This is a genomic window from Nocardia sp. PLKS1-43 (assembly GCF_059510335.1).
On the sequence record NZ_JCAJZQ010000001.1, the window covers coordinates 70,526 to 95,197 of the forward strand.

The 24,672-nt window shown below is 66.2% G+C and carries 24 protein-coding genes; 5 read left to right on the top strand and 19 right to left on the bottom strand.

Annotation, left to right across the window (positions count from 1 at the left end; genetic code table 11):
• Positions 1–405: 405 nt before the first annotated feature.
• The 10 genes from AC5WS7_RS00285 to AC5WS7_RS00330 all read right to left on the bottom strand — a co-directional run bounded on the left by AC5WS7_RS00285 (position 406) and on the right by AC5WS7_RS00330 (position 10,591).
• Positions 406–1,569 carry a hypothetical protein gene (locus AC5WS7_RS00285; RefSeq protein ID WP_495952272.1) on the bottom strand — a complete coding sequence of 388 codons (1,164 nt, stop codon included), beginning with the start codon at positions 1,567–1,569 and terminating at the stop codon, positions 406–408.
• A gap of 295 nt (positions 1,570–1,864) precedes the next feature.
• The gene (locus AC5WS7_RS00290; protein ID WP_495952273.1) at positions 1,865–2,191 is read right to left on the bottom strand and encodes a helix-turn-helix domain-containing protein; all 327 of its coding nucleotides are present in this window, start codon (positions 2,189–2,191) and stop codon (positions 1,865–1,867) included.
• 23 nt (positions 2,192–2,214) lie between these two features.
• The gene (locus AC5WS7_RS00295; RefSeq protein WP_495952274.1) at positions 2,215–3,366 is read right to left on the bottom strand and encodes a tyrosine-type recombinase/integrase; all 1,152 of its coding nucleotides are present in this window, start codon (positions 3,364–3,366) and stop codon (positions 2,215–2,217) included.
• 532 nt (positions 3,367–3,898) lie between these two features.
• Entirely contained in the window at positions 3,899–5,308 is a 1,410-nt protein-coding gene (locus AC5WS7_RS00300) for a hypothetical protein (RefSeq protein ID WP_495952275.1), read from the bottom strand.
• A 398-nt stretch (positions 5,309–5,706) separates the two neighbouring features.
• Positions 5,707–6,270, bottom strand: a complete 564-nt coding sequence (locus tag AC5WS7_RS00305; protein ID WP_495952276.1) for a single-stranded DNA-binding protein — start codon at positions 6,268–6,270, stop codon at positions 5,707–5,709.
• Between the two features lie 141 nt (positions 6,271–6,411).
• Positions 6,412–8,193: a ParB/RepB/Spo0J family partition protein gene (locus AC5WS7_RS00310; protein WP_495952277.1), complete on the bottom strand. Its 1,782-nt coding sequence runs from the start codon at positions 8,191–8,193 to the stop codon at positions 6,412–6,414.
• Between the two features lie 120 nt (positions 8,194–8,313).
• Positions 8,314–8,544, bottom strand: a complete 231-nt coding sequence (locus AC5WS7_RS00315) for a hypothetical protein (protein ID WP_495952278.1) — start codon at positions 8,542–8,544, stop codon at positions 8,314–8,316.
• 74 nt (positions 8,545–8,618) lie between these two features.
• Positions 8,619–9,140: a hypothetical protein gene (locus tag AC5WS7_RS00320; protein WP_495952279.1), complete on the bottom strand. Its 522-nt coding sequence runs from the start codon at positions 9,138–9,140 to the stop codon at positions 8,619–8,621.
• 293 nt (positions 9,141–9,433) lie between these two features.
• Positions 9,434–9,604 (bottom strand): hypothetical protein, encoded by a 171-nt coding sequence (locus AC5WS7_RS00325; protein ID WP_495952280.1) that lies wholly within the window; start codon positions 9,602–9,604, stop codon positions 9,434–9,436.
• 18 nt (positions 9,605–9,622) lie between these two features.
• Complete coding sequence (locus AC5WS7_RS00330) at positions 9,623–10,591, bottom strand: DUF4192 domain-containing protein (RefSeq protein ID WP_495952281.1); 969 nt, start codon at positions 10,589–10,591, stop codon at positions 9,623–9,625.
• A 249-nt stretch (positions 10,592–10,840) separates the two neighbouring features.
• Between AC5WS7_RS00330 and AC5WS7_RS00335 the strand changes: the two genes are divergently transcribed.
• The 3 genes from AC5WS7_RS00335 (at position 10,841) to AC5WS7_RS00345 (ending at position 13,877) form a co-directional block, all read left to right on the top strand.
• Positions 10,841–11,512, top strand: a complete 672-nt coding sequence (locus AC5WS7_RS00335; RefSeq protein ID WP_495952282.1) for a hypothetical protein — start codon at positions 10,841–10,843, stop codon at positions 11,510–11,512.
• Between the two features lie 599 nt (positions 11,513–12,111).
• On the top strand, positions 12,112–13,242 hold the full coding sequence (locus AC5WS7_RS00340) for a reverse transcriptase/maturase family protein (protein WP_495952283.1): 1,131 nt from the start codon (positions 12,112–12,114) through the stop codon (positions 13,240–13,242).
• Entirely contained in the window at positions 13,227–13,877 is a 651-nt protein-coding gene (locus AC5WS7_RS00345; RefSeq protein WP_495952284.1) for an HNH endonuclease, read from the top strand. Before AC5WS7_RS00340 ends, AC5WS7_RS00345 begins: the two co-directional genes overlap by 16 nt.
• A gap of 273 nt (positions 13,878–14,150) precedes the next feature.
• Here AC5WS7_RS00345 and AC5WS7_RS00350 read toward each other — a convergent pair whose 3' ends face one another.
• The 9 genes from AC5WS7_RS00350 to AC5WS7_RS00390 all read right to left on the bottom strand — a co-directional run bounded on the left by AC5WS7_RS00350 (position 14,151) and on the right by AC5WS7_RS00390 (position 22,704).
• Complete coding sequence (locus AC5WS7_RS00350) at positions 14,151–14,867, bottom strand: hypothetical protein (protein WP_495952285.1); 717 nt, start codon at positions 14,865–14,867, stop codon at positions 14,151–14,153.
• A 90-nt stretch (positions 14,868–14,957) separates the two neighbouring features.
• On the bottom strand, positions 14,958–15,305 hold the full coding sequence (locus AC5WS7_RS00355; RefSeq protein WP_495952286.1) for a hypothetical protein: 348 nt from the start codon (positions 15,303–15,305) through the stop codon (positions 14,958–14,960).
• Between the two features lie 421 nt (positions 15,306–15,726).
• Entirely contained in the window at positions 15,727–16,785 is a 1,059-nt protein-coding gene (locus AC5WS7_RS00360; protein WP_495952287.1) for a hypothetical protein, read from the bottom strand.
• Between the two features lie 381 nt (positions 16,786–17,166).
• Entirely contained in the window at positions 17,167–18,108 is a 942-nt protein-coding gene (gene dprA, locus AC5WS7_RS00365) for a DNA-processing protein DprA (protein WP_495952288.1), read from the bottom strand.
• 80 nt (positions 18,109–18,188) lie between these two features.
• Positions 18,189–18,959 (bottom strand): hypothetical protein, encoded by a 771-nt coding sequence (locus tag AC5WS7_RS00370; RefSeq protein WP_495952289.1) that lies wholly within the window; start codon positions 18,957–18,959, stop codon positions 18,189–18,191.
• The gene (locus AC5WS7_RS00375; protein ID WP_495952290.1) at positions 18,947–20,041 is read right to left on the bottom strand and encodes a hypothetical protein; all 1,095 of its coding nucleotides are present in this window, start codon (positions 20,039–20,041) and stop codon (positions 18,947–18,949) included. The genes AC5WS7_RS00370 and AC5WS7_RS00375 overlap by 13 nt, the downstream gene beginning before the upstream one ends.
• A 131-nt stretch (positions 20,042–20,172) precedes the next feature.
• Positions 20,173–20,943 carry a class II glutamine amidotransferase gene (locus AC5WS7_RS00380; RefSeq protein WP_495952291.1) on the bottom strand — a complete coding sequence of 257 codons (771 nt, stop codon included), beginning with the start codon at positions 20,941–20,943 and terminating at the stop codon, positions 20,173–20,175.
• Complete coding sequence (locus tag AC5WS7_RS00385; RefSeq protein WP_495952292.1) at positions 20,931–21,947, bottom strand: hypothetical protein; 1,017 nt, start codon at positions 21,945–21,947, stop codon at positions 20,931–20,933. Before AC5WS7_RS00385 ends, AC5WS7_RS00380 begins: the two co-directional genes overlap by 13 nt.
• Before the next feature lie 304 nt (positions 21,948–22,251).
• Complete coding sequence (locus tag AC5WS7_RS00390; protein WP_495952293.1) at positions 22,252–22,704, bottom strand: hypothetical protein; 453 nt, start codon at positions 22,702–22,704, stop codon at positions 22,252–22,254.
• Positions 22,705–23,217: 513 nt separating this feature from the next.
• Between AC5WS7_RS00390 and AC5WS7_RS00395 the strand changes: the two genes are divergently transcribed.
• A complete protein-coding gene (locus tag AC5WS7_RS00395; protein WP_495952294.1) occupies positions 23,218–23,358 on the top strand; it encodes a hypothetical protein in 141 nt (46 codons plus the stop codon).
• Between the two features lie 286 nt (positions 23,359–23,644).
• A complete protein-coding gene (locus tag AC5WS7_RS00400; RefSeq protein WP_495952295.1) occupies positions 23,645–24,223 on the top strand; it encodes a hypothetical protein in 579 nt (192 codons plus the stop codon).
• The last annotated feature ends 449 nt before the right edge of the window (positions 24,224–24,672 follow it).

The window sequence follows — 24,672 nt, forward strand, 5'->3', positions numbered from 1 at the left end:
GATTGGGTGCGGCTACCGGGGCTTTTCAGGGTATCGCCCTACTGATCGCTCAGCAGTGACGAGGTAACGGTACTACGGCGAGCCCGCTGGTGCGAACCGGACCGCCGTCCGACGTATCGGCCGATCGTTTCGTCGTGGTGCATTCGGTTCGTCGGTGTCCAGGAGTGCAGCGACTACCGCCGCCGGGCTCTCGAGCCGCTGAGCCTTACCACGTCGCCGCTGTCTGTGAAAGGTCACCTACTCACCTTTCCGTTGACAGGCATTGATCTTTTACCGGCGCAGGTGCTGTATTCGATTTCTGCGTATTCCCTGGTCAGTTCGCTTTGGCGGTGTGCCGGTCATCGTCCCTGCCCGCGAGATCGCGTGACCTGCGGTGGGTCTGGACGCGGGTGAAGGCGGTGTCGGCTATGTCGGTTCTCGGCGCATTGCCGTGTAGAGGCTCCAGTCGCGGGAGGCGAGGGTGGCCCAGCGCACGGCTGTTGTACTGCTGAGTCCGAGGATCTCGGCCAGGACGGGCGTGGGTATTTCGCTGGCGAGCTGGAACAGGGCGGCTTTGCGGGCGTGGTTTGGTGGGATGCCGTGGGCGACGAGTTCGCCGCGGACGTTCTCGGTGACAAGTGGTTTGCCGGGAAGGCGACCAGGGAACAGCCAGTCCGATTCGGTGTAGGTGGCTGGGCCACCGTGCTCGAGGTGGTCGATGACGAGTTGGGCGAGTGGGTCGGGAAGTTCGATGGCGATGGTGTCGAAGGTGACGGTGATCTCGCCGGTCGCGAGCACGGTGACTTGGTCGCGTCGCATCAGCAGGGTCCGTGAGAGGGGTTGAGCGAACAGGAGTATGAACAGTCCGACGATTCGTGTGTAGCGACGGATTGTGCTGTTGTGCAGCAGCTTTTCGACGTGGTCCCAGCGTTGGTCGTGTGCCATCGTCATGTTGGGTGTCGGCCGCTGCGGCTGCGGGATGGCGATTGCGTGTGTGATCGCGGTGCGGGTGGTCCAGTGCAGGAATCCGGAACCCAGCGTGGTGGCACGAGTCGGGTGCTCGACAAGGTAGCGGTCGAGATCAGCCTGTCCGAGGGCGGCGATAGTGAGTTTGTGCTCGTCGAGCCAGGCGAGGAAGCGGACGGCGCTGAGCACTGCGCCGCGCGCGTGCTGGATGGCGCCGCGTGAGAGGTCGCCGCTCGCGTTGAGCAGTCGAAGTCGGCGTAGCAGGTGCCAGCGTGCGAACTGTTGAATCAGGGCGCTATGGCGCTTGGGGATGTCGGCGAGGGTGGTGTCGAGCCAGCGCGTGATCCGGTCGAGGGCGATTTGGTAGGGCGGCAGGACGCCGGTGGCGGTGAGCAGGTCGCGGATATATGTGATGTTGCGGGTCGAGGGCAGATCATCGAATGCGGTATGGGAGATGTCGAGTTCGCCGCGGGCCATGTCGGTGAGGATGTCCGGGCGGCTGGAGGTGCGGTTGAGCCAGTGCAGAGTTGTTCGAGCATTCCTGGCGTTCATCAGCGCGTCGAAGACCGGCCGGAGGCGGTGGTGGACTTCGCCGGTCACCGGATCGTTCAGCAGGTCGGTCAACCGGTTCTCGAGAGTGCACTCACAGCAGTAGGTGCCGTACGGATTTTCCTCGCGACCGCAGCACGGGCATGCGTAGATCGGTTCGTTGCCGGTGCATGACGCGCAGCTCGGCTGGCGTTGATCGTCATAGAAGGCAAGGACTTTCGGTTCCGCGCAGTGAGGACACAGCTTCGGCTTTCGCCGATAACGCAGGTGACAGTTCGGGCAGATCTGTTCATCGAGGACGAGATGACGGCATTGCCGTAGCTGCCCGCAGTGTGCGCAGAGGACCGGGTCGTCGACTTGCGACCTCGGGTCATTCGATGGCTTTCGGCCGGCGGACGGTGGCCCGAATTGGGCGAAGCTCGCCGATACCGAGGGTTTCGCGGCGCGTGCCCGAGGTACCGGTCTTGGCGTGCTCGGTGGTCTCGGTGACGAGTTCGAGCAGGTCGTTGGGCGTGCAGTCGAGAATATCGCACAGGGCGGCGAGAACCTCGACGTTGATGCGTTGCGGAGTCTTGGTGACCAGTCGATAGACGAATGTCCGAGTGAGCGTGATTCCGCGGTCGGCGAGCAGCGGCATCAGCTCGGTCGTCTGGAACATACCGCGTTCGGCCATCAGCTGGCGTAGATTCCAGCGCATCGTGACTCGCCTGTCCGGCATCATCATCCCTTCCGATCTGGCGGATATACCCTGCTCAGGGCGGCGCGCAGGGTCTGCTTCTTGACGTCGTTGCTGACCGAGGCGTAGATCGCGGTGGTCGATGCGTAGGCGTGACCGACTTGTTCCTGCACAAATCGCTCCGGATAGCCGAACTCGATCAAATGCGTTACATACGAGTGGCGCAGGCAGTGCAAGGTTAGTTCTGCGGGCAGGCCGGCTGCTGTTCGAAGCTGGGTGAACCGGATGTCCATGCGCGTGACAGTGATTCGGGTGAGGCGTTCTGTCACCCAGAGCGCAGGATGATCAGCGACGTCGTACAGCGTGCGGCCCTGCTCGACCCACTGCTGCAGCCCGGCGACGATCCAGTCGAATTCGGGCACCACCAGCACCGTGCGCCGCCGTGGCAGCCCGCCACGCCCCTTCCCGAACCGCACATGTACCGAACCGTAGGTGCCCCACTCTCGCACGTGTGGATTCGGCCGCAGGTCCGCGACGTCCAGGCGGCACAGTTCGTTTCGGCGTAACCCGAACGCATAGGCGGTCTTGAGCATCTGCGCATCACGCAGCGCCGCCAGTGCCCCTTTGCGACCCGATCGCGCGATCCGTTCGACGCGCCCGTCGACGAAGTCGAACAGCTGCTCTATCTCGTCGTAGGTGAAAGGTCGACGTGCCGGCAGGCCCTCGTAGTCGTTGAGGTGCGCGATGGTGTTCCATTCGTGGCAGACCTGAGTCGGCACTCGCCCGAACCGGTCGCGGCACTGCCGAATCCATTCGTAACGGGTGTCGGTCAGGTAGTCGCAGAACATCCGCAGCGTGAGGTGGTAGCCGCGGATCGTCGACGGCGCCAACTGTCCGGTCGAGGTCAGCGAGACGGTGAAATCCTCGACATCACCCGGCTGCCAGACCCACGGATACGACCCGGTGAAATCGACGAACCGGCGTATGAAGGTCAGTCTCGGCGTGACAGTCGAATCCGACAGCAGTCGCGACTTCTGCTGGTGCGCCCACCCTTTGAGCATCGCCTCGAACACCGCGGACGGCTCATCAAGGTGTGCGACACCCGGAACGAGCACCAGTCCCGCCGAGCCAGGTACCTCCGCCAACAAACCCTCCCGGTGTGTACTTAGATGCAACAATGTTGCTACACCGTACACGCTGAGGGGTGGGGGTCGAAGAGCAGCAGCAACGCCCCGAACCGAACACGGAAGGATCCGAATACATGACCAGCGCTGCATCTCCGGTGTTGCATCTGACGCAATAAGCAACGCTCTGTGCCTGAATGCAAGAGGTCTGCTTGTCGTAAATGAGTGAGAGAGAGGGGATGTGGGGTAGGAGGGGATGGTTGGTGGCGGTGCAGGGAGTGGGGAGGAGGGAGTGGGGTGGTAGGTGAGTAGGTGAATGGTTGCGGTGGTCATTGGCTGTTGTGGGTGGTGCGGTCGGTGGAATCCCGACCGCACCAGGGCTTCCCGGGCTACCGCGACCCGAGCTGCTGATCTCGGTGGCGATGGTTGACTTCGATGGAGATGAGCGGTCTGCCCCAGGAGATCCAGCCGAGAGCGAGTCCGAGGAGGAAGTAGCGCGAGGTGTCGTGCATGGCGATCTCCCAGTGGGGTTGAAGAGGTGGTGGTGGTCCGGTCCGCCGCGGGAGGGTGCACCGCGGCGGACCGCTGAACGGGGTTCCCGGTGTCAGGCGGCGGTGCGCTGGCGTGGGGGGATGGTGATGAGGCCGAGCCAGACTCGGCATTCGGTGCAGTACCCGTCGAGGTCGTTGACGGGGCGGATGCGGGTGCAGCCGTCGCAGCGGGCGCGGTGCTGTCCGGCTCCGGGCATGGGGCCGCGCGAGCGGGACGGGCGTGTGCTGATCGTGGTCGGTTGCGGCGACGGTTCGGGATCGGTGTCCGTGGCGGCGGCCGGTGCGGGCAGGTATTGGTCGAGGATCTCGATTAGCCAGCGGGGTGCGCGGTGGCGGACCTCGCGCAGGAGGGCGTGGACCGCGCCGGGGTGGGTGTCGGTGAGGAACTGGCAGTAGGTGTGGGCGAGGTCGGCCGCGGTGAACCCGGGCGCGAGTTCGGGTAGGCGCGCGAGGGTGGGGTCGGTGCGGCACATGTCGCACAGGCCGTCGTCGCTGCGGTGTTTCCCGTCACGGATGTGGATGAGTCGCTGGTCGGCGATCGAGCGTTCGATGCCGCAGGACAGGCACCGCCACCCGGTCACCGGGTTCATCGCTTCGTGGTCGTAGTCCAGGGCGTTGCCGTCGTACGGGATCGCCGGGCGGCGGTCTCCGCGCAGGGTGGTGCGGTCGGTGGCGTGGGCGAGGGCGGCCTGTTCGGAGACGGGCCGTTTGCCGGCGAGGGCGATGGCGTGGTGCCGCTGTTCGGCCACGTACTCCACGTACTGGTGATCCCACACCGCGCGGGCCTGCTCGGCGTCGAGGGCATAGGCGGTGCGAGGTGAGGAGGGCTTCTCGGGGCGGGGCAGGAGTCCGCGGGCGTCGCGGCGTTCGTCGGCGGCGTGGGCGTCGGTGATGTCGCGGTGCATCGTGTCGACGTAGAGGTTCTCGCGCATGTAGTCCTGCACGATGGTGGACTCGAACCGCACGACGGGGCGGCGCTTGCCGCGCGCCTGAACCCGGGCAGCGATCCGCTCGGGTGCGAAGCGAGATCTGTCGGTCACGTAGGTCGGGGCGGCGTGCTCGCGTGCGGGGGGATTGCGCCATATCCGGATCGACTGACGCGGCATTTCCGCCGCGGCCAACTGCGCGGTCGGTGCCGGACCAGTGGGGGTGCTGTGGGCTGCCAGCACGGCCGTCCGTGCGGCGCGGTCGCGTTCGTACAGGCGCGGATTGGTCTCGGGGGTCAGGACCGCGAGCCGGTCGCGGTTGTGCGGCTCGTTCTCGTACCGAGCCTCCAACAACTCCATCGCTTTCGCGAACGGGTGCGCGGTGAGGGTACTGACCAACTCGTCGAGGAATATGCGGTCCTCGGGCGTCGCGGAGTCGAGTGCTCGGTGCGCGGCTTCGAGCGCGGCGCGGCGGTCGGTGGAGATCAGGTCGTGTAGGTCGCTGATGGTGTCGAGGAATGCGCTGGTATCGGTCATGTCGAATGTTCCTGTTCTGGTGAGTGATTGCGAAGGCATCCGCCCCGGTGAGCGCGAAGCCCCCGAGACATGCGGGATGACCGGCTGGTCCGTGCGACCAGCCGAGGGCGGTGAGACCAGCTCGCGCCGCGACGCGACGGACGGGAACGCGCCAGGGCGGCGGAGCCGAATTCCCTGCGCTGACAACCCGACCCGACGAAGCAGCAGCTCGACGCGCCGAGGGGGATTCGGTTTCGCCGGGCGCGGGCCCGTTCGGCGCGGCGCGGGGTGAGCTGGTAGCCCTCGGGTGGCTGGTCGCACGGACCAGACGGGCATCCCATCCCCGCTACACATGACTCACCCCGCCTCGATGCCGAAGCACCGAGACGGGGTGAGACAGCAGAACGAGTGCGGGACGGTCAGAACCCGGGATCGTCGTTCAGGTTCACCGAACCCCCGCCCCCGACTCCTGCTCCGGCCAGGGCGGGCTCGGCCGCCCACGGATCATCCATGGCTGTCGTCGCGCTGGCCTTGGCGCGTGCGGTGGTGTCGGCGCGGCCGAAGCCGTTGCCGCTGTTCGCGGTCTGCTGCCGAGAACCGCTGCTGGTGGTGTAGGCGGGGGCATTGCGGGTGACCTTCGCGGTCGCGTACCGCAGCGAGGGGCCCACCTCGTCCACTTCGAGTTCGATGACGGTGCGCTTGTCGCCCTCGCGAGTGGTGTAGGAGCGCTGCTTGAGACGCCCGCTGACGATCACTCGCGCACCGCGAGTCAACGATTCGGCGGCGTTCTCCGCGGGTTGCCGCCACACACTGCACCGCAGGAACAGCGGGTCACCGTCGCGCCACTCGTTGGCGGACCGGTCGAAATACCGTGGTGTGGAGGCGACGGTGAAGTTCACGACTCCATCCCCGCGCGGGGTGAAGGTGAGTTCCGGGTCGGCGGTGAGGTTTCCGATGACGGTGAGTGTGGTGTCCTGAGCCATGAGCAGCGTCCTTCCGATCTCGGGTCCGAGGATGGTGGGGTACGGGTTCGGATTTCGTGAGCACCACGCAATGCGCCGCCGGCCCGTGGGTGAACGGGTCGGCGGCGCACTCGCGGGAGTGGGGAGCGATCCCGGGCGGGGTTAGATGTCCAGGTCGATGTCGCGGTAGTCCAGGAGTCCGGCCGCGGCGCGTTCGACATCGGTCAGAGACCAGCAGACCTCGTCCTCGTCGGGCTTTGTCATCTGCTGGGCGGCGTCGGCCAGGAACGGCAGGTATCGCTGGATGCGTCCAGAGCTATTGCGCCAGAACGATTTGTCGGTCATCGACTCGAACGCGGCCAGCACCAGCGCGAGGGTGATCACCTGCGCGCGCTGCGCGGTGGCAGTCGCGGCGGTGGTGGCGAGTTCGTCACCGAATCCCGGTGCGCCGAGCAACTCTCGTGCCTTGTGCGTCGCTCCGGAGGTGCTGAGGAGATCCGGGTATCGCACCAGCGATTCGGCTACGAACGCCGCGGCCCCGGTCGGGGGTTTGGTTCGTTTGAGCAGCCGGATCAGGAACTCCTCGCGGCGCTCGGCTGCGGCCAGGGCCTGCTTGTTCAACTCGCGTACTCGCCGCCGCTCGAGCCGCGCGAGTTCCCGCTCGGCCGCGGCCGCTGCTGCGGCTTGGCGTGTCCGCTCGGCCGCGGACATCCCCTCGGACGAATCCTGCTGTCCGGAACCGGAATCGGAATCGGTGTCGGGGACTTCGAGGGGCCGGACCCGCAGCCCGGAGCCGGGCAGGTGCGCGGTCGGCAGATAGTAGGACGGGATCCAGCGCTCGCGGTGCTCGATCGTGTCGGCGTGCCGCAGCCCGGCAGCTGGTTCGCTCGTGCTGTCACCGGCGGTGTCCCAATCCACGAGGTCCGGATCGACCAGTTGGCCGGTCTCGCGGTCGACCAGGTCCGCGTCGGGTTCGATATCGACCCACACCGCCCACCGCGCCGCGTCCGCGCGCATCAGGTCCTCGCTGACCGGTTCCCCGGTGTCGGTTTCCATCGTCTCGGCGGGAAGGAACCGCGGCTCGTTGTCTGCGGCGCTGGGTTCGCTGGTCAAGATCCCGAACCCGAATCCCGCGTACAGCAGCGAGGCATGGAGGCGGGCGCGGGTCTCGCGGCGGTCCTGGGCGATCTTGCGGGCGCGGAAGTCGAAGTTGTAGCCCGGAGCGTCGCTCAGGCGCGCGACCGCGTCGGTGTCACCGAGCTGCTCGTACTCGGCGATGACGGCGAGCTGGTCCAGAGTGTGCGTGCCCGCGTCGGCGAGCCCCTTCGCTGTCGGTGACGCCCCGATGGTCGCGGCCTTGCGCACTTGCTGGCGTTTGAGCTGGAGCCCGTCGGCGACCCGGGTGACCGACGCACCGAGGTCGAGCATCAACGCCATCCCGCCGACCCGGTCGGCGTTGGTCATCGGCACTCGCCGGTCGTTGAGATTCATCTGGGTCAGCGTGGTGCGGATCCGGCGCTCGTTCTCGGAGAGCGTCGGGTCCGCGTCGGTGACCCACACCGGCACCAGCTTCGCGCCGACCTCGACCGCTGCCAGGGCGCGCAACTGGCCGTCGATGACATGGTGGGTGCCGTCGGGCTGGCGCTGCACCATGATCGGGTCTTGGACACCGTGTTCGCGGATCGAGGCCAGCAACTTCGGATGCTCGGCGAGATCGAACTGCTTGCGCACATTCTCCGCGATCACCAGCATCGTCGGGGACAGGTACATCGCCCGTGCCTCCGGCGGCGGCTCAACCCCCGAACCCAACTCACCGGTGTCCGCGTCCAGGCCCGGGCCGCTGGCGGGAGCGGGCTCGGTGTCCGGTGCGGCGCCGGTGCCCGCGGTAGTGTCCAGGTCCGGGTCGAGAACGGCGGTGCCGGTGAAGGTTTCGGTCGATGACACAGGATGCCTCCTGGAATTAGACGAACGCCGGGGCCACCCGGGGATCGACGGTGATCCGATCAGGTGGCCCCGCCGTGGTGGGGACGACGATGCGGTAGGGCGGACGCGCCCTGGGCCGGTTCAGGCAGCGGCTCGGCGACGGGTGCGGGTGAGGTTGAGCGGGTGCAGACGCAGCACCCCGGCCTCGTCTTCGGTGTAGGCCCAGTACCGGCCACGCCAGTCCGGATGCTCGGACTGCCACTGTTCGGGTGCGACCGAAGTTTTCAGCTCTGGAACTTCCCCGGCCAACCCGTGGTGAGCGAGCTGGTCGAACTGGGCCCGAGAGAGGGTCGACACGATGGACGCTGGCATGAAACAACCTCCTGGAATTATTCGAAGGCACGAGCGAGACCCGGGATGCGGCCCGGCCCTCGGTGGGAGTTCGGTCAGGGCCACTCGAGCGCGAACACGAGTTCGCGGAAGTTATCGGGCGCAATGTCGGAGACACTGATGTGATCGCGTGCCCATGTCCCGGTGAGCGGATGGTCGGGGACGAAGTCGCCCAGGCCGCGGCCGCACCCCTCTGCGGTGAACGCGACCAGTGGGTGAGTGCGATATCCGAACTCGTTGGCGGGGCTGACGTACTTGTTGATGTAACAGCGTTTGTCGTGGTTGATCACGTATCGGCCGGTTGCGCCGGGGTCGGGCTCGGGCATTGCCGGTGCTGATTCGCAACGGGCGAAGAGGTTCGCTGGTGGTTCCGTGCCCGGCTCGGGAACGGCGTATTCCCCGGCCCACACCAACCTTCTCGGTGTGGACAAGGTCTGTTCCACGGCGAGAGTGAACGAGCTGCCGACGTAGCCGTGTTCGCGGAGTTTCCAGTATGCGTTGTAGCGGTACGGATCGGCGTAGGCCGCGATCTGGTCGCTATCCTCAGCGAGGAACACCGCAAAAAATGCCTGTCCCATTTCTCTGTTGCTTCTTTCCTCGAGTTCCTCGCGGCGATCAGCGCACGTGTTTGTTCGGCGCGGTGAGGAGCGTTACCGGACGGAGACAATGGTCGACATCCGATTGCCCACATGGATCGAGTTCGAGACGAACCCGGTGAGCCCGGCGAGCGCTGTACCGGGGATGCTGTGTGTCGCAGCAGCTTTCATCGAGACCGGACCGATCCTGTAGCAGATCGTGTCGGGCCACGGTCCACAGCACATGCGTGCTGGGGCTGATCACGCACTGCGAGCGAATCGGGCGGAACTGCAGGTCAACGCCACCGGACGGTGTACTCGAGTTCGCGTAAACCCTCGGGAACGATGTCCGAGACGCTGATGCGGTGTCGGGCCCACGAGCCGATGGCCGGATTCGCAGGTAAGTCGCCCAGACCGCGGTCGCAGCCCTGCGCGGTGAGCGCGACCAACGGATGCGCCCGATCCACGAACACTCGTGGGCCGGGTTATTCGATCCGCAATCCGATCTCCGCGGCGGTGGCTTGTCCGGAGCGCAGCAGGCTGCGGATCAGGTCGGTACCACCGCGGCCGGGTAGCAGGCGGGAAAGGTGTTGCGCGAGGCGATGTTCGGGTTCGTCGATGAGGATCGAGGCCACCGCCGCCTCGGCGGTGGCCCAGTCCCCGGCGGCGATCGAGCTCACCGCGGCCAGCGCGGCGGCCTCGGCGCGGTGCCCGGGCGGCAGGGTCTGCCAGGCCAACGTCCACAACCGGTGCGCGGGATCTTCGGCGCTGGTGCCGATGAACCCGTACGCGCAGTCCCGCACCAGCGAGTCGCGCAGACACCCCGCCAGTTCGGCGACCTGCTCCGGGGTCGGCCATTCCCCGGTTGCCACGCCCTGAACCACGGTGAGAACGAACCGGACCCGCTCCTGAACCCAGGACAGATCCGTCCTGTCCGCGCACGGGGCCGGTGGCTGCTGGGCCAGCAGGGCCGCGGTTCGTGCGGCGCGGTCGGGTTCGGGCGCGGTCACCCGCGGCAGCACCGTCGGCGCGGGCTGGGTGTCGGTGTCGTGGTGCAGCAGGCTCCACCACGGGCGGCCCGGCTCGGTAGCCGGGGTGACCCAGGCATCGAGCAGGGGAATGTTCCACACCGCGATCCGCTCGGCGAGCAACTCGGCCAGAGCACGGTAGCGGTGTGCCGGGACCTCGGTGTCGAGGGCGTCGTCGATGACGATCGCGCACAACCCATCCGGCCGGTACCGGGCGCACAGGGAGAATGCGGCGATCGCGACCTGCTGCGCGGCGACACTACCGTCCGGCAGATTCAGATCGATCCGGGCGATATGGCCCGCGCGAACCATCTGCGCAGAAGTGTCGGCGTCGAAGAACAGGATCAGCACCACCGACCGGCGCGGGGCATACGCGAGCCATCGAGGGATCGCCGCGATCAACGCACCAGGATTGTCGATGTACATGGTGAACGAAACTCCTTTCCAGACAAACGAACCCAGCAGTTCCTGAACGCACGGTCGGACCTGGCCGCGTGCCAGGACCGTCCGGTATGTGAGTGGGCACTCAGGCCATCGCCGCTCCGGCGTCGTTGGGTGCATTCGGCAAACCCAGACGACGACAGCGATTGAGGCGAACGCCGTTGGGTGAGATGGGTTCCCCGAGCTGCTGGCTACTCTTTGCATGCTCAGCTCGACGTCCGCCAAACTGTGACCGTGGAGGTGAACGAGGTGTTCGTCGAGACGGTCGAGGATCTGCGTCGGCGATGTGATCTAAGGGCGACCGAGTACGACATGGTGCAGGCGGCAGGCCTGATACGTCGGCTGTTGCTCGACGGAACTTCTTCTCTGTGGGTGCAGGTCAATCGGCACTTCAAGATGAAGCCGACGGTCGAGTGGGCAAACATGCGTGCCATGGTCCGCGCCGACACATCAGAACAGGTGATGGTGGCCGGGCTAGGCCTCGACCCGATGATGGCGAGAGCTCTCATCTCCGTGAACTTCCCCGACGAAGACTCGGATGCGGCAGTAGGCGCGGCAACCCGAACTGGAAACTTCGAGAAGTTCCTGTCGGCCGAGGTGATGGATCAGCATCGACCGGGTCAGGGCCGACGAACTGCAACGGTGAAGGACCTCATTAAGCACTACGCGAACCGCGAAGGCGGTGTTCACTACGACCAGTCGGGCCGAAGCACGAATGAGTTCATCGAGCAGATCAGGCACTTTGCCGATGAAGACCTTCGGATGATGCTCATCGCATGTGGCCGTATCGTCGTTCGCGCGCTTGAGCCCATGGCCGTCGTGCTGACACTCAAGGACAAACCGTGGCCGAGCGGACTAGTCTTCGCACACGAAGATTCGTCTGAGCGGCGACCGGATAAACTTTAGCCATTCGGCAATACCGTGCAGCCGCGAGTGGCCCATTCGCTCCGCGCGCTCAGCGGCATGAGCGGAGTGCGCCGCGAGGCGCTTCGTCGTATCCCCGGCGCAGCCGGGACAGATTGGAGGGAGGTCTGTGGGTCTGATGACTAACCCTGCGCCGAAAGGTTAAGGGGGACAAGAGCATGTCAGGAAACCGGCGGCCGGGTCCAGGTGTCAGGGACGGTGCGTCGGGGGACCCGCGCGATAAGGCGAAAGCTGGATTGCCTGAAGCCCAATCTCCAGACGGTGCAAATGCCCGCCCGTCGGAAACGATGCCTGTGACCGACGCCGTGTCCCGGGCCGGCCCCATCCGCTGGCTGGCCCGCCCTCCGGATGCGGAGCGATGTCCAGTGAGGACATTCAAGGAGATGAGTGGGCCGCCTACGTCGCGCTCGATACGTACGACGAAGACGAACGCGGGATCGCCTACGGGACGCGAGTCCTAGGGCGACGGAGTCGTCGTAGTAGTCGCCGGAGTCACGCCCGGCCACCGAGGACGGGAAAGCCGTCTACAGGGCGAAGGACGACAGGTGATCGGACACCACAGGAACTGGGAGGTATGCGAAATGCAGAGCGCCGCAACGGTGCTGGGTGTCCTCCGTGAGCGCGGCAGCAAGGGGCTGCCGTGCGATGAGTTGTATCGGCAGTTGTTCAACCCGGAGTTGTATCTGGTGGCCTACGGACGCATCTACGCCAACACCGGCGCAATGACGCCCGGGGTCACCGCTGAAACCGTGGATGGTATGTCGCTGAACCGGATTCACCGCATCATCGATGCGGTGCGCCATGAGCGCTACCGGTTCAGTCCCGCGCGGCGGGTCTGGATTCCCAAACGCAATGGGAAACTGCGTCCGCTGGGGCTGCCGACCTGGTCGGATAAATTGCTCGGTGAGGTGATCCGCCTGCTGTTGGAGGCGTATTACGAGCCGCAGTTCTCCGACCGCTCCCACGGGTTCCGCCCCGGCCGGGGTTGTCACACCGCGTTGAGCGAGGTGGCCGACACCTGGACCGGGACAACGTGGTTCGTTGAGGGAGACGTCGCCGACTGCTTCGGCAGTCTCGATCACGACGTCATGATCGAGATCCTGGCCGAGCGGATCGGTGACAACCGGTTTCTGCGGCTGATGCGCAACATGCTGAAGGCCGGATATCTAGAGGAATGGACCTGGAACGCGACCGTGTCGGGCGCACCTCAGGGCGGGGTGGTGTCGCCGATTTTGTGCAACATCTACCTGCACCGGTTGGACGATTATGTCGAACGCACACTCATTCCCGAATATACAAGGGGGACAAGAAGAACCCGGAACGCTGAATACGAGCGGATCCGTCATCGGCTGGCGCGGGCCCGTCGACGCGGGGACCGAGAGATGGTGCGGCAGTGGCGCACTCGGCTGGCTCGCCTGCCCAGTGTCGACTGCCGCGATCCCGGCTACCGTCGACTGCGGTATATCCGCTATGCCGACGACGTTCTGCTCGGATTCGCCGGACCGAGAACCGAGGCCGAGGACATCAAACAGCGGCTGACCAGCTTCCTGCGCACTGACCTGCGTCTGGAGCTGTCGCAGGAGAAAACGCTGATCACGCACGCGCGCACCCGCGCGGCGAAGTTCCTTGGATACGAGATCATCACTCAGACCGGCGCTGGTGGCCGCAGGACTGCCGAAGGCAGTATCGGCTGCGGGTGCCGATCCCGGTGATCAAAGCCTCGTGCGCACCGTATCTGCGGGGCGGCAAACCCGCCGCGCAGCGCTCCCTGCAGAATCTCGACGACTACGGCATCGTCGCAGCATTCGGGGGCATCTATCGGGGCCTGGTCAACTATTACCTGCTTGCCGGAGATGTTCATCGTCTCGAACGGCTGGGCTGGGTGATGCAGACCTCGCTGCTGAAAACGCTTGCAGGAAAGCACAAATCGTCGGTGACCAAGATGGCGGCTCGTCACCGGGCCACTATTGACACCCCGCACGGTCTGCGCACCTGCATGCAGGCAGCCCGCCACCGCAACAACGGCAGGCCCCTGGTCGCGCGGTTCGGAGGTATTCCCCTCACCCGGCGCAAGACCGCGATCCTGACCGATCGCGTCTATACCCGGAACCCCTTGTCGCGCAGGGAGATCATCACCCGGCTCCTGCGCGGCACCTGCGAGCTCTGCGGGCATCACGGCACCGTGGACGTCCACCACGTCGCAAAACTCGCTGACCTCGCACCCAACGGCCCTGACCAACCGTCATGGACCACGGTCATGGCACGAAAGCGACGCAAAACCCTCGTGGTCTGCTCGCCCTGCCACGACCTGATCCACACCAACAACGTCCGGGTCACCACGGAGTAGTCACTGGAGAGCCGGATGCCGGGAAACTGGCACGTCCGGTTCGGCGGGAGGCCGCCCGGAAAAGGACCCGCGCACCGCGGGCACCTCGCTGGACGGCCTACCCAACTATTCGACGTGAAGGCAGCAGCGTGCTTCGTCCGTCTCGGTGCCCGGAGCAACCTGTAATCGGTGACAGCTGCCGCCCACAACGCTGACCGGATGCAATGGTCGACGGTCACGGCCGGTCAACAATTAAGACCTGCTGTCATACCAGGCGAGCTGGCTCGTCCGAACTCACGGCTGCTGCTGCTGCCGCGGGTTGCGGGTTGCGGAGGTGAGGCGATCCAGCGCGATCTGCGCGGCGAGCAGATCCAGCACGGTGCCGCTGCGACCGCTGGTGTCCGGGTCGAGGGTGGCGTCGCGGACCTTGCGGATCGCCAGCAACCGCACTCCGCGCATTCGCACACCGGTGAACGAGGGTGTGTTCTCATCGCCGCGGTGGTGGACGATCTGGTAGTCGTCGCGGTCCAGCCACACCGCGTACCAATCGTCGATGGGTTTACCGGCCCGAACATCTTCGGCGGAGCCGGTTTCCGGTGGCAGCCAGATCCGGCATTCACACGCCGGGTCGTCGCAGCGGGTGAGCTGCGCGGCCGCGGCGCGGGAGCGGTAGTGCGTGATCCGCCCGGCCAGCACCGGGCAGCCGCGCACCGCGTACGAGCAGCATTCGGGGTGCAATCCCGGCTCCGGCGCTACACCCAGCACCCAGTCCTGCGGGCGCAGCACCACCACGACACGTTCACCCAACTGCTTCCCACACACCTGGCATAGGGCGAAGGAGAACACCAGGTGCAGATGGGTGGGGTCGATCGCACCCCAGACCGGATCGCGGCGGTCCTGGTGGCACAGGGTGATGAACGGGATCGTGAGCCCGTTCGCGGCCGGGGCGTCATGCAACCGTGCCAGGATCGGTGGTCGCGCCGAACCCGGCGACGGCACAACAGAAGCCACGATGAGGACCTCCTCGAGAGAAACGACAGCGGGCACACCGCTTCACCCCGTCGCGACGGTGTGGCGGTCGAGTGGAAGGGGCGGCTGGTTTCAGGCGACGGCGGTCTCGATGTCCGAGTCCGCGTACCGGGTTCGTTCATCTGGGTCGTCGCATCGGCAACGGGGGAACCCGCGTCCGCAGTTCTGGCAGAACCCGCAGTAGGCGCAGTGGATGCCGGGGCGTGCGGGGTCGTACTCGCCGCACAACCCGCAGTACGCGTCGTCCTGGACATCGAGTTCGGATTCGTCGTACCAGCGGGTGTCATAAGCCCACCGGTAGCTGGTGTTGGAGTACCAGATTCCCTCGTCACTGATGTGCCCGAGGTGTTCGTTGAAGATGTAGGCGGTGTGCCGGTATGCCGGGTCGAGGGTGAGCAGCACCATTTTGTCGGTGCGCAACCAGGTTTCCAGGCCGCTGCGCCCGACCCAGGAGTCCAGCAGCCCGAACGGCGCACGCGGGAGAAGTCCTCGGCGGCGATCCGGGTGTCCGACCGCGGGTCCCCGCCGACGGGCTGCATCGTGGCGGGCAGAACCCCGTTGTGCGCGAGTACCGTTCGTTCGTCACCGCCGACGAGGAACGGGTGACAGTTGGTGGTGTCGATACGCCCGTGGGTGGCTAGACGGGAATGGAACAACGCCGGAGTCTCGGGGAATCGTGCACGCACAGAAGCGAATTCGTCGATCACCTCGTCCGGGTCGAGGCCGTGGCCGGTGATGATTCGGTCTGCGGCGATGACGGCGTAGCCGTGCCCGTCGGGGTTGACCGCGGCCCCGGCCGTCAGAGTGGCGAGGTTCGGGGTGAGGCCGGGTTTGAAGAAGCTCAGGATGCACATGCCAGGTCCTCCAGTTCGGCCAGCAGCGGCGCATAGTCGGGACGGGTACGCAGCCAGGCGGTGAACGCGCTCCATTCCCAGCCGCGGTGGCGCGCGATGGCGGTGCTGGTGAGGGTGCGGGTGTATTCGACCGATGAGGCGATGAGAGCGAGGGCGGCTTGAACCTGTTGCGGGATCAGGGAACTGGCGAAGATCCGCACCTCGAAGGTGTGCTCGGGCAGGATGTTGATCGCCTGGTAGCGGCCAGAGTTCCCGAGGCCGTATTCGTGGTTGCCCTTGGCGAAATCCACGATGCCGGCCCGGGCGCGGGGCCCGAACGCGGCCCAGTGGTCCGAGGACCGCCGCGCGAGCTGGGTGAGGTGGGATTCGTTGCGGTAGAAGAACTTCATCCACCGATACACATGCACCGGCGAGGCGAACCCGGCGCGGGAGACGTGCACGTGGATCCCGACATCCCCGTCGATGTACGCGCCGCGCTCCTCGAGCTGGGGCAGCAGATCCCACGGGAACAGCTGCATCGCGTACGGGTAGGACATCGGGTGGGTGACCATCTCGAATCCGCGCCGGTGTCCGATCGATCCGTCGTCCTTGAGATAGCCGAGGCGGCCCAGTTTCCTCGCGGCGAGTTCGGCGCAATCCTCGCAATCCGCGCGGGATGTTTTCAGTTCCAGCTCCAAGCCCAGGAACACCGGCCCGGTGCCGTGGAACAGCGGAGTGGGTTTGTAGCCATAGTCGCGGATGTGGTCACTGGCGGGTGCGCAGTCCGAGCAGTAGTCGGAGTATCCAGCCATGAGCTGGTCACAGACAGTGCAGGCGCGGTAGTCGATGGCGCACCGCACGCACACGGTGTTGTTGTTGTCCAGCTCGCGACTGTCTCGGGTCAGGAGCCAGCAGTCATCGCAGCGGGAGTAGTCTGCCGCGCAGCCCTCGCACACCGGCCCGTCTTCGACGGTGTCCTGGACGTCGTTGGTGCAGCGGTGACAGCGCCCGCACTGGGACCAGTCGGTGACGCAGTCTCCGCACAGCACTCCGTCATCGACGGTCATATGCTGCTGGACCGCTGGCCGGGAGCAGCCGTTGCACCACGGAACCTGCGTGCGGGTGGGGCAGAGGCGGTGGTCGGTGGGCGGATCCTCGGGTCGCAGCGCGGTCGGACACGCCGCGCAACGCATAGTGGTCGAGGCAGATGGCATGAGCAATCGCCTTTCGGGACAAGGGGGTACGAACGACAGCGCCCCGGCTTGCCTGCAAGAGCGAACAGGCCGGGGCGCATACCAGGCGACGAGGGAGAATCGGCTCTGACGCGAGCCGTGGGCCCTCAGTCGTGCAGACCGCCGGAACGGGCGTGGTAGGTATCGGGCGGCGGGTCTCGGTGTGGTCGATGGTCTGGATGGCCGGTGGGGTTGAAGCCCGAGACCGGCAGTGATCTAGGCGCATTCACGCACAAGGGCCGCGAGCCCAGCACCGCTCAGCCGGGGATGGTGTCCAGGATCTGCTCGATGGTGGTGGGTGACCAGGCGGGCGCGGCCGGTGCGGATCATGTCGTGACAGCCCGCGGACCCGGCTGAGGTGATCGGGCCGGGGACTGCAGCGACCGGGCGGCCCAGGCGAGTGGCCCAGCCCACGGTGTTACCGGCGCTGCTGCGCAGGCCGGTTTCACAGACCAGTACTCCGGCCGAGAGGGCTGCGAGGATCCGATTCCTTGCCGGGAACTGTGATTTGATCGGCCTGATGCCGGGTGGGTATTCCGAGATCACGAGCCCGGTCTGCGCGATCCGTCCCAGCAGTGGCTCGTGCGCGGACGGGTACGGGCGATCGAGCCCGCCCGCCAGGACCGCAACTGTCGCGGCGTTCTGGGTCAGGGCCGCGGTGTGGGCGGCCGCGTCGATGCCGAACCCGGCGCCGCTCAGGACAGTGCGGCCCCTGCGGGCCAGTGCTTCGGCGAACTCGTGGGTGATGTGCTCGCCGTAGCCGGTTGCGGCGCGGGCCCCGGTGACCGCGATCATGGTGGACGCGAACAGGTCCGGCTGTTCGGGGCCCCGGACCCACAACGCAATCGGAGCGTGTACGTCCGCTCCGAGGTGATCGAGGTCGGTGAGGCGCGCAGGCCAGACTGGATCGTCGCGAGTGAGCAAACGGCCACCCATCAGCGCGGTCCGGAACAGGTCGTTCTCGGCGCGCTCCCAATCCTGCGGGCCGAAGCGGGCATCGACCACCCCGCTCACGATCCGGTCCGCCGCGGCGACCGCACCGTGAAGGTGCACGAGTTCGGCGACCATCCCCGGCGAACAAAGCGCGATGCGGGACAGCAGCGCCCACGCACAACGCCGCTGCCGATCGTGCGCCTCGGTGGTGTCGATCGACTGCACAGTGGTGCTCCTCTCGGTGAACGAAGTGCGCGAGCGATACGCGCACAGCCCGTAGGCGGGCTGCGCGGTAGGAGTGTGAGTCAGGCGGTGAGGTATTCATCGAGGTCGGCGTACCGGTCACGACCGCGCAGGTCGCGGCATTCGCAGTGAGGGAAGGTTCGGAAGCAGGCGGCGCAGAATCCGCAGTACGTGCAGTGCGAGCCGGGTCGTTCGGGGTCGCACTCCCCGCAGTCCAGGCAGTACACCTCGTCCTCGATGCTGTAGTCGCCGCCGTAGATCACGGGCGGGGTGCGGTAGGACAGGTTCGAGTACCAGATCCCCGCATCGGTCCAGTAGCCGGCGCGTTCGTTGAACACGTACGCAGACTGCGGGTAGGCCGGATCGACGGTGAGCAGCACCATCTTGTCGGTTCCGAGCCACCGCTCGAGCAAGCCCCGGCCGGTATCGGAATCCAGCGACCCGAACGGCCGGAGCGGCAGGAAATCCTCGGCGGCGATGCGGGTGTCCGATCGCAGGTCCCCGGGCGCGGGATGCATGCCCTCGGGCAGGATCCCGTTGTGCGCCATCACCGTTCGCTCGTCCCTGCCGACGAAGAACGGGTGACAGTTGTCCGGGGTGATCGTGCCGTGGGTGGCCAGCCGGGAGTGGAACAACGCCGGACCGTCGGGGTGTTCGGCACGCACAGCGGCGAATTCGCTGATCACGGCCGCCGCATCCAGGCTGTGTCCGACCAGGATGCGGTTCTCGGCGATGACTGCGTAGCCGTGGCCGTGCGGGTTGGCCAGCGCCCCGCCGAGCAGGGCGTCGAGGTCGGGTGCCGCGCCGGGGCGCAGGTAGGTCAGGATGCACATGCCAGGTCCTCCAGTTCGGTCAACAGAGGGGCGTAGAGGCCGCGGGTGCGCAGCCAGGCGGTGAACGCGGTCCATTCCCAGCCGCGGTGGCGCGCGATGTCGGCGGTGGTGAGGGTGCGGGTGTATTCGACGGTCGCGTCGACGAACCCGAGCGCGGCCTGAACCTGTTGCGGGCGCAGGGAACTGGCGAAGATCCGCACCTCGTAGGTGTCCTCGGGTACGGCGTTGATCGCCTGGAAACGCCCGAACCCGCGATCGCCCTTGACGATGTCGGCGGTGTGCGAGCGGGCGTGCGGGTCGAAACTGGCCCACGTGGCCGGATCGCGGCGCGCGAGCACGGTGGCGCGAGACTGGTTGCGGTACAAGAACTTGAACCACCGGTACGCGTGCACGGTAGAGGAGAACCCGGCCCGGGACACATGCACATGCAGGCCGACCTCGTGGTCGGTGTACGCGCCCTCATCGGCCAGCGCGGGCAGCAGATCCCACGGGAACCGCTCCAGCGCGTAGGGGTAGTCCATCGGGTGGGTGACCAGTTCGAACCCGCACCCGATCGAGGAATCCTGCTTCAGATACCCCAGGCCGCCGAGCTGCTCGAGGGCCAGATCCACGCACCTGTCCCAGGCCCGCGAAGGGGTCTTGATTTCGAGTTCGAATCCGAGGAACACCGGACCGCGACCGTGGAACCGAGGTGTGGGTTTGTAGAAGTAATCGCGGACCCGGTCATCGGAATCGTCGGTGTGGCCGCAGGATTGGCAGGCAGTGTCCTGTTCGGCGAGCAGGGTGTAGCAGTTGGCGCATTCGTCGTAGAGGGCCGAGCAGTCCTCGCAGACGATGTCGTCGTTGTCGAGGGTGAAGGTAGTCTCGTCGCACCGGTCGCAGCGATCACACAATCGGTAATCTCGGCGGCAGTCCTCGCACACTTCGCTGCCGCTGACGGTGAGGTACACCTCCTCGGCGAGCTCATCGCAGCTCGCGCACACCCGCCACGCCGCGCAGGCGAGGCATAAGCGTGAATCGGGTGGGTCTTCGGGCAGCACGGAAGAACAGGTGCGGCACAGGACCTCAGCGGACACGGGCATGACAGGTCGCTTCCTTCCAAGGGAAATGACGACGACCCCGCATCCGAGGGAAGCGGATCGGGTGCGGGGCCGTGGTCAACAGCACGAACAGGCGGATCAGTGTCCGAGGCGAACCGGAGGATATCCGCGGATCAGACCGGGTTCACCGCAGTCAACGGCCGTGCGAGCGCGTTCGGCCCGGGCAGGGAGCGGTGGCGGGAATGCTGTGCGTAGCAGTCGCAGTCGGCGAAGTCGGCCAGGCACCGGAAGCACCACCCACACCGGCCGCAATACCGGCTACCCGGCTCGGGACCGTGGGCACGGCAGTACCGGCACGGGCCGCACCACGAGATAGGTTGGCGGGCTTGGTATCCGGTGTTGGAGTACCAGATACCCGATTCCCAGATCCCGAGGTGCTCGTTGAACACGTACGAGCGGTGCGCGTAGGCCGGATCGAGGGTCAGGAGCACGAGTTTGCTGCGGCCGAGCCATGATTCCAGGCCCCGGAATCCGCGCCGGGTATCGACAGAACCGAACGGATGCTTGGGCAGGTAGTCCTCGGCGGCGATCCGGGTGTCCGACCGCGGATCATAAGCCCGCGGATGCACCCGTTGGGGAAGGGTTCCGTTGTGCGCCAGCCACGTTCGTTGATCACGGCCCAGCGGGAACGGGTGGCAGTTGTCGAGGGTGACCGCGCCCCGGGTGGCCCACCGGGAATGGAAAACCGCCGGGCCGTGCGGGTGTTCGTCTCGGGCGTACGCGAATTCGGCGATCACCCGATCGGCGTTCATCCCGTGCCCGGTGATGATCCTGGTGCGGGTGAGCACGGCCCAGCCGTGGCCGTCGCGGTTGATGCTCGCGCCGATCGCGAGCGCGGACAGGTCCGGCGCCACACCGCCGGGCAGGAATGTCAGGAGGCACACGCCAGACCCACCTCTCCCAGACGCTGCGCCAAGGCCGTGTAGGTGTCGGTGCGGGCGTGCACCCAGTCGGTGAAACTCGGCCAGTCCCAACCGTGATGGCGCGTGATGTCGTGCGCGGTCAGGCCGCGGGTGTATTCGACCGACGCGGCCACGAACCCCAGGGCGGCACGCACCCGGACCGGGTCCAGGGATCCGGCGAACACCCGCACCTCGAGGGTGTGGCGGGGATGTGGGTTCACCGCCTGGTAGCGGTCCACGTCGTTGCCGTGCGGGTGCCCTTTCGCGGTGTCCTTGATCGCGCCTCGCGCCTGGGTGGAGAATCGCGCGTACCGGGACCGGCGGCCGGCCAGATCGCTGACCGCGGCCTCGTTGCGATACAAGAACGTTGCCCACCGGTAAATGTGTGCGGGAGAAGCGAACCCGGCGCGCGAGGCATGCACATGCAGCCCGACTCGCTGATCGGAGACACACCCTAACTCGGCCAACTCACCCAGCAGCGGCCACGGGAACCCACCCATCGCGAACGGGTAGTCCATCGGGTGGGTGACCAACTCGAATCCCGCGGGTTCGATCGAGGAATCGTTCTTCAGGTACGCCAGCAGGCCGACAGCATCGGAGACCGCAGCCACAGCTTCATGGCGAAGAGGCTGGGGGACAATGACTTCCAGCTCCATACCCAGATACAGCGGTCCGGCGCCGTGGAAGCGCGGATCGGGTTTGTAGCTGTAGTTCCATACCTCCGCACCCGAATGACAGGCATCGCAGACGCTGTAGTCCGGCAGCAGCGTGCCGCACTCCTCACAGCTGGTGAAACTTGCGGCGCAGTGTTCGCAGACGCGGCGTCCGCCGGAGACGTAGCGTGTCGACCCAGCCCACAAGGCACAGACGCTGCACTGGTCGAAGTGCCGGTTCGCGCACACCGCGCACACGGTGACCCCGCCGACCGCGGGAACCTGATTGTCGCTGTAACGGCCGCAGTGCCCGCACACCGCGACCCCGGCCACACACGCACCGCACCAGAATCCGGAATGCGAAGTCGGGACCAGTGCACGGCTCGGTGCCCGACACCGGTCACACCACGACAGACTGGAAAGGCAAGCAGTACAGACAGTTTCGATCTCGGCCGTGTCGTGGCGGACTCCAGGAGTCCGGGATCCGCACATCGCGCACGGCGGTGCCAGGGACACCGAGAGGTAGGGCATGACGATCGCCTCCTGAAGCGGGAGCAGAAACGACGAACGCCGCGACGGGAATCCGTCACGGCGTCAACAACATCGAAAGTCGGCGGCGGTCGCGCCGCGGGAATGGTCAGAAGGAACGAGGTGGCCCGGGAGGAGCGAAGCTCACTGTGTAGGGTCCGGGCGTAGCGGTGATCACCAGCCAGCCGCCCTCGCCGGCGTACTTGCGGATCAAGTCGATCAGGCTGCTGCCTTCGGGGATCGGCTCGGTCAACTCGATGTGCTCGGCGAAGTCGTCACCACCCACTGGGGTCCTACCGAGCGCGGGGCCGGTCCCCGGCCCCCAACCCACCGCATAGACCACGTGTGCGGGCCCGTCCGCATCGGTGCGGTCGGCGAGCTGGCGGGGGAGCCCGTTGCTGCGCAGATAGGTGCTGTTGTGCTTCGCCCAGATCAATGAGGGAACCCCCGGCACACCGTCGTCGAGTTGAGCCAACGAAGGCGAATGCTCCCGCGCGGCGACCGCGTGTTCAGCAATCCCTTGGACCTCGCTCAACGGGAAGAACAAGTCGATCGACGCCATTGCTGTTGACTCCTTGTCGGTTTGGAGGCCCGGCCGAGCGAAGCCCGCACCGGCAATCGGTGCGGGCGCACGTGCGGACCGGCCTGACATGTCCAGCTCGGTGAGGTGGGTGAGCGCGTTCAGTGGCCGGGGTCAGTGAATTGGCAGTCCGGGTCGTGGTGCCCGGTGCAGGTGATGGTGCCCAGCGTGCGGGCCCTGACTGCCAGCCTGCGACGGGGCGTGGTCTCGGCGTCGTCGATCAGCGGGCCGCCGGCGTCTTCGTAGTAGTCGCGCGCGGAGTTGTCGACCGGGAGGGAAACCGACCTTGCGACACATCCGCAGATACAACCCCACACCGGTGCTGTTCAGCGGTGTGGCGAGGCTGGTGGTCATCATCGCCGCGGCTACTTCGGCCGCGGTGCCCGGTCGGGAATCGGCCCCTGCGGCAACACGTTCGAGAAACTCACGCACGTGGCTGCGGTACACGAACTCGGTGGACATCACGCGATGAGTCGGCACACACAGCGTATCGCTGTGCCACAACAGATCCCGCGTCCCGGAGTGACGTCCTTGCGCCTGACGGATCTCATCCTCCATCCACTTGCGCTGAGCCAGAACAGCATTCACCGTGGATTCGATCTGGTCGAACAGATCACGCATGTCACCGAAAAGTGACGGGTGCCGGTCACGGAGGTCTCCTTCTGCGGTACGGAAAACGGGCCCGAGCGCTGGAGCGAATTCGCCCGAGGTGCGGGCGCATCGAGCAGGCAGGAATGATCAATCCCGCCTGCACGTCATGTGTCTGGACACAGAGGTGACCAGGGCCGTCGGTCGGGCGTAGGAGGATGCCGCTGCGTCGTGGGTCGATAGAGCGGTGCGTGCCGTGCGCTCAGGCCGGTGGTGCCGGGTATCGTGGTGGGTGCGAGGGACTGACCGGTTTCACACCTGTCAGGAGTTCGTTATGGACGAAAATCGCCGCCCCCGCCCCGCTCGTATACGTCGTGGTTCGTCACCGGAAATCACTGCGCGTCTGCAACGCTCACGCCGCAGAGCGCTGGACCGTCGAGTCGCTCAGCGTGAGCGAGAGAAGATCGTTACCGCCGCAGTGCGCGACTACATCAACGCATGGCACGCCATCGGGCTGGTGCGACAGCGCCGCGACGCCGACATCGAGGACCTCAAACGCCGGATCGAAGACGTCACTGCTCTTGCCGAACGGGAGATCGCCGGTCACGAACAAGCACAAGCGGCAGCGGCTGCGGTGATCCAAGGTCAAGGCCACACCGACGCCGAGATCGCCGAGCTACTCGAAGTCAGTGCCAAACGTGCACGGCAACTGATCTCCGCATCACGAAGGGAAACAACGAAACCGGTCCGGCCCCAACCGGAGCCAGCCGAGGGCCAGACGAGTACGCGCGCGAAACTCGGATCCGAAGAATCTGCTCGATGGCCGGAGGCCCGCCGTAGAACGGAATCGGGCTCTGGCAGTGAAGAACAAGATAATCCCAGTACCCTGAGAGGCCCGAGCACGGAAAAGTGAAGTGCGGCGGACAGATCAGATCAGCCGGAGGCGGTGCTCATCCGGGCCGCCACGAGCTGGCAACCTCGGGTCGAAAGGATGAGTCCGCACGGCAGGTGCGCAGCAGTGTCGATCCGCGGACGTTCGAAGGTCACCGGCTCGGCCTCTACCGTTTCGACGATTCCGACCACCCGACCTCGAGCATCTTCCGCGACGCCTCGGGGATCTGGTTCGCGACCAGCCCCGCAGTTGACTACTGCTCGGACGGGGCCGGGTTAGCCCAGCTCACCGAGACCTCTCCCGCAAGTCGCGGACTCCATCACCTCAACGGTAACTGGTATTGGTTCTGCTTCGACAGCGGTGGTGAGAAAACAGTACTTCCAGACCGTCCCATCGGGGGGTGACGTTACGGCCGGGGACCCAATTCCGGAGATCGGACATGTCAGTAGGGGCTCGTTGTCGAGGTAGCG

Coding starts and splice junctions, on each gene's coding strand:
- AC5WS7_RS00370 (WP_495952289.1), bottom strand. CDS start 18,959: ATGTGCATCCTGACCTACCTGCGCCCCGGCGCGGCACCCGACCTCGAC.
- AC5WS7_RS00340 (WP_495952283.1), top strand. CDS start 12,112: ATGCAGAGCGCCGCAACGGTGCTGGGTGTCCTCCGTGAGCGCGGCAGC.
- AC5WS7_RS00375 (WP_495952290.1), bottom strand. CDS start 20,041: ATGCCCGTGTCCGCTGAGGTCCTGTGCCGCACCTGTTCTTCCGTGCTG.
- AC5WS7_RS00300 (WP_495952275.1), bottom strand. CDS start 5,308: ATGACCGATACCAGCGCATTCCTCGACACCATCAGCGACCTACACGAC.
- AC5WS7_RS00390 (WP_495952293.1), bottom strand. CDS start 22,704: ATGGCGTCGATCGACTTGTTCTTCCCGTTGAGCGAGGTCCAAGGGATT.
- AC5WS7_RS00320 (WP_495952279.1), bottom strand. CDS start 9,140: ATGGGACAGGCATTTTTTGCGGTGTTCCTCGCTGAGGATAGCGACCAG.
- AC5WS7_RS00400 (WP_495952295.1), top strand. CDS start 23,645: ATGGACGAAAATCGCCGCCCCCGCCCCGCTCGTATACGTCGTGGTTCG.
- AC5WS7_RS00305 (WP_495952276.1), bottom strand. CDS start 6,270: ATGGCTCAGGACACCACACTCACCGTCATCGGAAACCTCACCGCCGAC.
- AC5WS7_RS00360 (WP_495952287.1), bottom strand. CDS start 16,785: ATGACCGTCGATGACGGAGTGCTGTGCGGAGACTGCGTCACCGACTGG.
- AC5WS7_RS00330 (WP_495952281.1), bottom strand. CDS start 10,591: ATGTACATCGACAATCCTGGTGCGTTGATCGCGGCGATCCCTCGATGG.
- AC5WS7_RS00290 (WP_495952273.1), bottom strand. CDS start 2,191: ATGCGCTGGAATCTACGCCAGCTGATGGCCGAACGCGGTATGTTCCAG.
- AC5WS7_RS00315 (WP_495952278.1), bottom strand. CDS start 8,544: ATGCCAGCGTCCATCGTGTCGACCCTCTCTCGGGCCCAGTTCGACCAG.